The sequence below is a fragment of the Micromonospora sp. PRAS1 genome (assembly GCF_059553435.1).
In genome coordinates this window covers 1-6,577 of record NZ_JCANNB010000076.1, presented here as the reverse complement: position 1 = coordinate 6,577, position 6,577 = coordinate 1, and the positions used below count along the sequence as shown (strand labels likewise).

8 protein-coding genes are annotated in these 6,577 nt (G+C 73.1%); 6 read left to right on the top strand and 2 right to left on the bottom strand.

Annotated features, from left to right (window positions below; all coding sequences use genetic code 11):
• Positions 1-73: 73 nt before the first annotated feature.
• Complete coding sequence (locus AC507J_RS31990) at positions 74-1,687, bottom strand: phytoene desaturase family protein (protein WP_496294258.1); 1,614 nt, start codon at positions 1,685-1,687, stop codon at positions 74-76.
• Between the two features lie 69 nt (positions 1,688-1,756).
• Here AC507J_RS31990 and AC507J_RS31985 point away from each other — a divergent pair, with 69 nt between their 5' ends.
• A complete protein-coding gene (locus AC507J_RS31985) occupies positions 1,757-3,190 on the top strand; it encodes an aldehyde dehydrogenase family protein (RefSeq protein ID WP_496294257.1) in 1,434 nt (477 codons plus the stop codon).
• Between the two features lie 91 nt (positions 3,191-3,281).
• Here the strand turns inward: AC507J_RS31985 and AC507J_RS31980 are convergent, their stop codons facing one another.
• On the bottom strand, positions 3,282-3,683 hold the full coding sequence (locus AC507J_RS31980; protein WP_496294256.1) for a ChaB family protein: 402 nt from the start codon (positions 3,681-3,683) through the stop codon (positions 3,282-3,284).
• Between the two features lie 174 nt (positions 3,684-3,857).
• On the opposite strand from AC507J_RS31980, the gene AC507J_RS31975 reads away from it, so the two are divergent.
• The 5 genes from AC507J_RS31975 to AC507J_RS31955 form a co-directional block, all read left to right on the top strand.
• On the top strand, positions 3,858-4,835 hold the full coding sequence (locus AC507J_RS31975) for a YihY/virulence factor BrkB family protein (RefSeq protein ID WP_496294255.1): 978 nt from the start codon (positions 3,858-3,860) through the stop codon (positions 4,833-4,835).
• A 46-nt stretch (positions 4,836-4,881) separates the two neighbouring features.
• On the top strand, positions 4,882-5,298 hold the full coding sequence (locus AC507J_RS31970) for a DUF2795 domain-containing protein (protein WP_496294254.1): 417 nt from the start codon (positions 4,882-4,884) through the stop codon (positions 5,296-5,298).
• A 52-nt stretch (positions 5,299-5,350) separates the two neighbouring features.
• Positions 5,351-5,812 (top strand): SRPBCC family protein, encoded by a 462-nt coding sequence (locus AC507J_RS31965; protein WP_496294253.1) that lies wholly within the window; start codon positions 5,351-5,353, stop codon positions 5,810-5,812.
• A 162-nt stretch (positions 5,813-5,974) separates the two neighbouring features.
• Positions 5,975-6,256 carry a hypothetical protein gene (locus AC507J_RS31960; protein ID WP_496294252.1) on the top strand — a complete coding sequence of 94 codons (282 nt, stop codon included), beginning with the start codon at positions 5,975-5,977 and terminating at the stop codon, positions 6,254-6,256.
• 112 nt (positions 6,257-6,368) lie between these two features.
• On the top strand, positions 6,369-6,577 hold a 209-nt coding region (locus AC507J_RS31955), incomplete at its 3' end, for a hypothetical protein (protein WP_496294251.1).

The window sequence follows — 6,577 nt, the reverse complement described above, 5'->3', positions numbered from 1 at the left end:
ACGGCACTAGTTGATCTTCAAACTGCCGCCAACCTCATGATCAACGGCGGCGGCGGGCGGGGTGGGGCGGCCGTCAGCGGTAGATGGCGTGGTGGGCGGTGGCCACCGCCCGGTGGTAGAACTCGCCGGTGACCGCGCGGTCCCGGGCCAGGGCCGCCCGGGCTGCGTTCGCGCCCGGTGCGCCGTGCACCCCGCCGCCGGGATGCGCCGACGCGCTGGCCAGGAAGAGCCGATCGATCGGCGTGTCGGCGCGACCCAGGCCGGGGATCGGGCGCAGGAACAGCTGCTGGTAGGGGGCGGCGGTGCCACCACCGAGGGCACCGCCGACCAGACTGGGGTTGGCCTGCTCCAGCTCGGCTGGGCTGGCCACGTGCCGGCCGACGATCAGGCTCCGGAAGCCGGGGGCGGCGGCCTCCAGCACCGCCTCCATCCGCTCGACGTGCGCGGCGATCTCCTCGGCCCGCCAGTGCTGCCGGAACGGCAGATGGGTGTACGACCAGAGCGACTCGGTACCCGGCGGGGAGTGACTCGGATCGGCCACCGACATCTGCCCGACCAGCAGGAACGGATCGTGTGGTCGTTGACCCCGGGCCAGCGTGGCGGCGTAGTCGGTGAGCCCGTCGAGATCCGCGCCGAGGTGCACGGTGCCGGCGGTGGCCAGTTGCCGGTTGGTCCACGGCACCGGTGCGGAGAGGGCCCAGTCGACCTTCACCGTCGAGCCGTCCCAGCGGAAGTGTTCGAGGTCGGTCACCAGCCGGGGCGGTAGGGCCGCCGCGCCGACCAGGTCCAGGTAGAGCGCGGGCGCTGGCACGTCGGCCAGCACCGCCCGGCGGGCCCGCCACAGCTCTCCCCCGGCGGTACGGACGCCCATCGCCCGGCCCCGCGCCAGCAGCACCCGCTCCACCCGGGCGCCGTATTCGATGCGACCGCCCCGCTCGGTCAGCCGGGCCACCAGCGCGTCGGTGATCCGCTGCGCGCCGCCGACCGGCACCGGCCAGCCGACCTGCTGGCCGAGCATGACCAGCAGCCACCCGTACAGGCCGGAGCCGGCCTCCTCGGGTGACAGGTCGGTGTGCAGGGCGGAGCCGGCCAGCAGCGCCGGACCGCCCGCACCGGCGAACATCTCCGCGCCGAGCCGGCGTACCGGCAGCACCATCCGTCGGGCCAGCCGCAACGCGCCGCCGGTCCGCAGCCGGCGCAGCAGCCGCAGGCCGCCGCGGACCGGCGGGAACGGCGTGGTGATCAGTTCGGTGAGCGGCCCGGAGATCTGCCGCCACTGCGCGTACGCGGCCAGCCAGCGCTCGCCGTCGCCGGGCGCGAACGTCTCCAGCGAGGCCGCGGTGACCACCGGATCGAGGTTGAGCAGTGCCGCGCGGTCGTCGGGGAAGAGGTGGGCCAGCACGTCCGGGGCGTGTCGCCAGGCGAGCCCGTGCCGGTCCAGGTCCAGCCCGCGCAGTACCGGCGAGACGTAGCCGAGCGGGTAGAAGGAGCTGTAGAGATCGCTGAGGTAGCCGGGGGCGGTGACCTCGGCCGAGCGGACCGCGCCACCCGGCACTTCGGTCGCCTCCAGCACCACCACGTCCCAGCCCGCATCGGCGAGCAGGTTCGCCGCGACCAGGCCGTTGTGTCCCGCACCGACGACAACGGCATCGGCCTGCTCGGCACCGGTCAAGCCCCGCGAGATCATCCAAGGCCGCTACCCCAGAGACGGCCAGGTGAAACGTTTGTCCGCTCCGGGCCGGGGCATCCAGCGCCCATGTACACGGTTGCGCAGCTGATCGGTGGCGTGTGGGGGGCCGGCGGCGAGGCCGGTGAACTTGTGGTGCACGACCCGGCCGACGGCAGCCGGGTGACCAGCGCGCCGGTGGCGACCGCCGACGAGGTGGGCAAGGCGGTGGCGGCGGCCCGGGGCGTGGCGGCGGAGTGGGCGCAGACGGCTCCCGCCGAGCGGGCCGCCGCGCTGCGCCGGGCCGCCGACGCGGTGGCCGAGGCCGCCGACGAACTGGCCCAGGCCACCACCGCCGAGATGGGCAAGCCCCTTGCCGACGCGCGCGGCGGCGTCGAGGCCGGCATCGCCACCCTGCGGCAGTACGCCGAACTCGCCCCGGCCCGGGGCGGTCGTACGCTGCACGGCGCTTCCGCCGCGCTCGACTTCATGACCCCGCAGCCGCGCGGTGTGGTCGCCGTCATCACCCCCTGGAACGACCCGGTCGCCGTCGCGTGCGGGTTGCTCGGCGCGGCCCTGGTCACCGGAAACGTGGTGCTGCACAAGCCGAGCGAGCGGAGCCCCGCCACCGGTTGGCTGCTGGCCCGGGCGCTGGATTCCGCGCTGCCGGCCGGGGTGTTGTCGCTGCTGACCGGCGGGCCCGAGAGCGGCGCGGCGCTCGCCGCCGCCGAGGTGGACGTGGTGGCGCATGTCGGCTCCAGCGTCACCGGTCGGGCCATCGCCACCGCCGCCGCCACCACCGGTGCGAAGGCGTTGCTGGAGAATGGCGGCAGCGACCCGCTGATCGTCGACGCCGACGTCGATCCGATCTGGGCGGCAACCCAGGCGGCCCAGGGTGCCTTCGCCAACGCGGGGCAGATCTGCGTGGCGGTGGAGCGGATCTACGTCCACCGGGACATCGCCGAGGACTTCGTGGCCGCGCTTGTCGACCGGGCCGCCGCGCTGCGGCTCGGACCGGGTCGGGAGCCCGACACCGAGTTGGGTCCGCTTGTCGACCGGCGGCACCGCGACCAGGTGCACGGGCAGGTCACCGCTGCGGTGGCCGAGGGCGCGCGGGTCCGCGTCGGCGGCACGCTGCCGGACGGCCCGGGTGCCTTCTACCCCGCCACCGTGGTGGACGACTGCCGGCACGACATGGCGCTGGTCCGGGAGGAGACCTTCGGTCCGGTCGCGCCGGTGGTGGTGGTCGACTCGTTCAGCGAGGCGCTCAAGTGCGCGGCCGACTCGCCGTACGGGCTGGCCGCGACGGTGCTGACCGGCTCGATGAGCCACGCCCAGCGGGCCTGGCGGGAACTCCCGGCGGGCACGGTCAAGGTGAACGCCGTCTTCGGCGGGGCCCCGGCCGGTGCCGCCCACCCGCGCCGCGCCAGCGGCCAGGGCTTCGGTTACGGCCCCGAGCTGCTTGACGAGTTCACCGCCGTGAAGGCGGTGCACATCGAGGCACCCGGCGGCGGCCACTGGTGAACCGAGCCGCCACCGCTGGCACCACGGTCAGCGTGTGGGCCCCTGGCCCGAGCCGTACGCCCGGATCAGGGGCCCGTCGCCGACGGCGCGGTCAGTCGCCGCGCGCCCTGGCGGTCTGCCGGTCGTTGGCCTTCTGGATGGCCTTTACCAGCTCCGGCTTGGTCATGCTCGATCGCCCCCGCACGTCCAGCCTGCGGGCGACCTCCAGGAGGTGCTCCTTGGGGGCGTTCGCGTCGACCCCACCGGCGGTGGGCGCCCGCCGGGCCGGACCGCCGCCGGCGGCCTGCTCGTCGCTCGGCCCCTTGCGGCCCTTCGGCTCCCAGTGGTCGCCCACCTTCTCGAACTCGTGCTTCACGGCGGCGAAGGCGGTCCGGTGGGCCCGCTCCCCCTCGCCGTACGTCTCGACTGCGGAGTCGTGCGTCTTCTCCCAGGTGCGCTGGGCCTTCTCCGGGGAGCGCCGCAGCGTGCTGGGCAGTACCTCGCGCCCGGGCATCTCGATCCTCCTCCGTGTGCGAGCCATTCCCCCTGGCGTTCCCCACCCCGGGCCCGGCAAACACCGTCCGGTTTGCCAGCCGGTCTGCCAGCCGGTTTGCCGGCGGACGGCGCCGGGTACCGGCGCGGGCACCCGGCGCGCGGCGCACGCGCCGGCCGGCGACAGGAGCAACAGATGGCGACGACGACCCCCGAGACCTCGACCACCGACGCGCCGGTTTCGCCGCTGCCCGGCATCCGCCAGTTGCACTGGCCCACCTGGCGGGGGGTGCTGGTCCGCAGCGGGCGCAACTATCTGCGGGACAACTGCACGGACTGGGCCGCCGCGCTCACCTACTACGGGGTGCTGGCGCTCTTCCCCTCCACCGTCGTGGTGGTCGCCCTGGTCGGGCTGGTCTCCGACGGGGAACGCACCGTCGACACGGTGCTCGACCTGGCGCGGGACATCGGCGCCGGCTCGGTGGTGGCGAACGAGGGGTTCGTCGGGGTGATCCGGGGGGTGGTGGAGCAGAACAGCTCGGCCGGGGTCCTGCTCAGCTTCGGTCTGCTCGGTGCCCTCTGGTCGGCCTCGAACTTCATCGCCTCGTTCACCCGGGCGTCGAACACGATCTACGGCGTCACCGAGGGACGACCCGTCTGGCGGCTACGCCCTACGCAGCTCGGTCTCGCGGCACTATCGCTTGTCATGCTCGCCACGGTGGCGGCCGGCCTGATCGTCAGCGGCCCGGTGGCCGACGCGGTAGGCAACCTGGTGGGCGCCGGCGACGCGGCGCGTACCGCCTGGGCGGTGGCCAAGTGGCCGGCGCTCGCGCTTATCGCGATGCTGCTGCTCTCCCTGCTGTTCTGGGCCGCGCCCAACGTCCGCCAGCCGAGGTTCCGGTGGCTCACCCCCGGCGGTGCGGTGGCCCTGCTCGCCTGGGCGCTGGGCTCCTTCGGCTTCGGCCTGTACGTGGCGAACTTCGGCTCGTACGACACCACCTACGGCAGCCTGGGCGCGGTGATCGCCTTCCTGGTCTGGCTCTATCTGTCCAACTCGGCGCTGATGCTCGGTGTGCAGATCAACGCCGAACTCCAGCGCGGCCGGCTGCTCCAGTCGGGTGCGGCCGACACCGAGGAACCGGTGTTGGAACCCCGTTCACCGGCCGGTTCGTGACGGCTTGCCGGGTTTACCACCCGCCCCCTCGGGTAGCGCAGAAGGCATGGAACGCGGCAGCAGCAAGCACTCACCGAGGGTCGACGAGCAGATGAGCCAGGAGGTCAACGGTCTCGTGCAGGGACCGGGGGCCGGTGGCTCGCGGGTCGACGAGTTCCGGGTGCCGGAGCCCGCGGGTGAGGACCAGCCGGAGCCGACCACCGCTCCGGCCGGCGACCTGCGCAGCGGTACCCCGCAGGGAATGACCTCCTCCGACGTCGAGGCACGTAGCCGGCTCGGGCGGTTCATCACGATGACTGCGCTGCCCGGTGACCGGGCCGCGTTGCTCGCCAACGCGCGGGACAACGAGGCCCCCGCCGACGTGCTCGCCGAGCTGGAGCGCCTGCCCGAGGACACCCGCTACCAGACGGTGTCCGAGGTGTGGGCGGCGCTCGGACACAAGAACGAGACAACGCGCTGGTAGGCGGGCCGTTTTCCGGGTCCGCCGATCCCCGCCGGCGCAGAAAGGGATGCTGATGAGTGGCGTTACGGAGCATGTCGATGTGGCCGTCCCGGTACGGACGGCGTACGACCAGTGGACGCAGTTCGAGGAGTTCCCCCACTTCATGGAGGGCGTGGAGGAGGTCCGCCAGCTCTCCGACACGATGACCCACTGGACGGTCGAGATCGCCGGGGTCAAGCGCGAGTTCGACGCCGAGATCACCGAGCAGCTGCCCGACGAGCGGGTCGCCTGGCGCTCCACCGGCGGCACCCAGCACGCCGGAGTGGTGACCTTCCACCGGCTGGACGAGAACAGCAGCCGGGTGAGCCTCCAGCTGGAGTTCGACCCGCACGGCGTAATGGAGCAGGCCGGCGACAAGCTCGGCGTGATCGACCGCCGGGCAAAGGGCGACCTGCAACGCTTCAAGCAGTTCATCGAGCGCCGCGGCCAGGAGACCGGCGCCTGGCGCGGAAAGGTCGACCGTCCCCAACCCTGACCAACCCCCCGTACCCGTGCAGTTGGCCGCCGCCCACCGGCGGCCAACTGCGTTGATCATGAAGTTGTTGTCAGTCCACCTGGCGTGTCGCGGCAACAACTTCATGGTCAACACGTGCGAGGGGGCGGTTTGTGGGGGTGGGGCGGGGGTACGGGTTAGGGCATGAGCGAGGACAGGGGCGAGGACAGGGGCGAGGACAGGGTGTGGCGTAACGAGGACCGCCTGTCGGCGAAGGAGCTGGATCGGGCCGTCGCCCGATCGTCCCTGGACGGGCAGGCCGACGACGTGACCGCCAACGACGCCGGTGAGGAGGCCGCCTTCGGGCATGGCCCCGAGCCGGTCGACCGGGGCGCCGAGATCCCGGGCACCGGTCGTGAGCCCACCGACCCGGACCGCGCGTACCGCCCCTCCACCACCGGCCGCACCGGCCCCGACACGCTCTGACACCGGGCACACACGGTGTGCAGTAGGCCGAATGGGTGATGTTGCGGACAGGTCGGCCAGAATCGGCCGTTCGGCTGACGGCAATCGCGGCGTCCCGCGCAAGACTTTCGGAATGCATCAGGGCTCCGGCTACCTCACCACGCGTCAGCGTCGCCTGGCATGGCTCGGCTTCCTCCTCGCCGCCGTGCAGGCCCCCGTCTCCGCCAAGCTGGTCGCGGACAGTTCCTGGCTGTTCAGCCTCTGCGTCGCGCTGATGGTGGCGACCGTGATCATCGCCGACGACGCCGCTCGCCGCCGTCCGGCCAGCGCCGCCTCCACCGA

Bases quoted from the DNA above. Each gene is read 5' to 3' on its own strand.
- AC507J_RS31975 (WP_496294255.1), top strand. From the start codon at position 3,858: ATGGCGACGACGACCCCCGAGACCTCGACCACCGACGCGCCGGTTTCG.
- AC507J_RS31960 (WP_496294252.1), top strand. From the start codon at position 5,975: ATGAGCGAGGACAGGGGCGAGGACAGGGGCGAGGACAGGGTGTGGCGT.
- AC507J_RS31985 (WP_496294257.1), top strand. From the start codon at position 1,757: ATGTACACGGTTGCGCAGCTGATCGGTGGCGTGTGGGGGGCCGGCGGC.
- AC507J_RS31980 (WP_496294256.1), bottom strand. From the start codon at position 3,683: ATGCCCGGGCGCGAGGTACTGCCCAGCACGCTGCGGCGCTCCCCGGAG.
- AC507J_RS31965 (WP_496294253.1), top strand. From the start codon at position 5,351: ATGAGTGGCGTTACGGAGCATGTCGATGTGGCCGTCCCGGTACGGACG.
- AC507J_RS31970 (WP_496294254.1), top strand. From the start codon at position 4,882: ATGGAACGCGGCAGCAGCAAGCACTCACCGAGGGTCGACGAGCAGATG.
- AC507J_RS31990 (WP_496294258.1), bottom strand. From the start codon at position 1,687: ATGATCTCGCGGGGCTTGACCGGTGCCGAGCAGGCCGATGCCGTTGTC.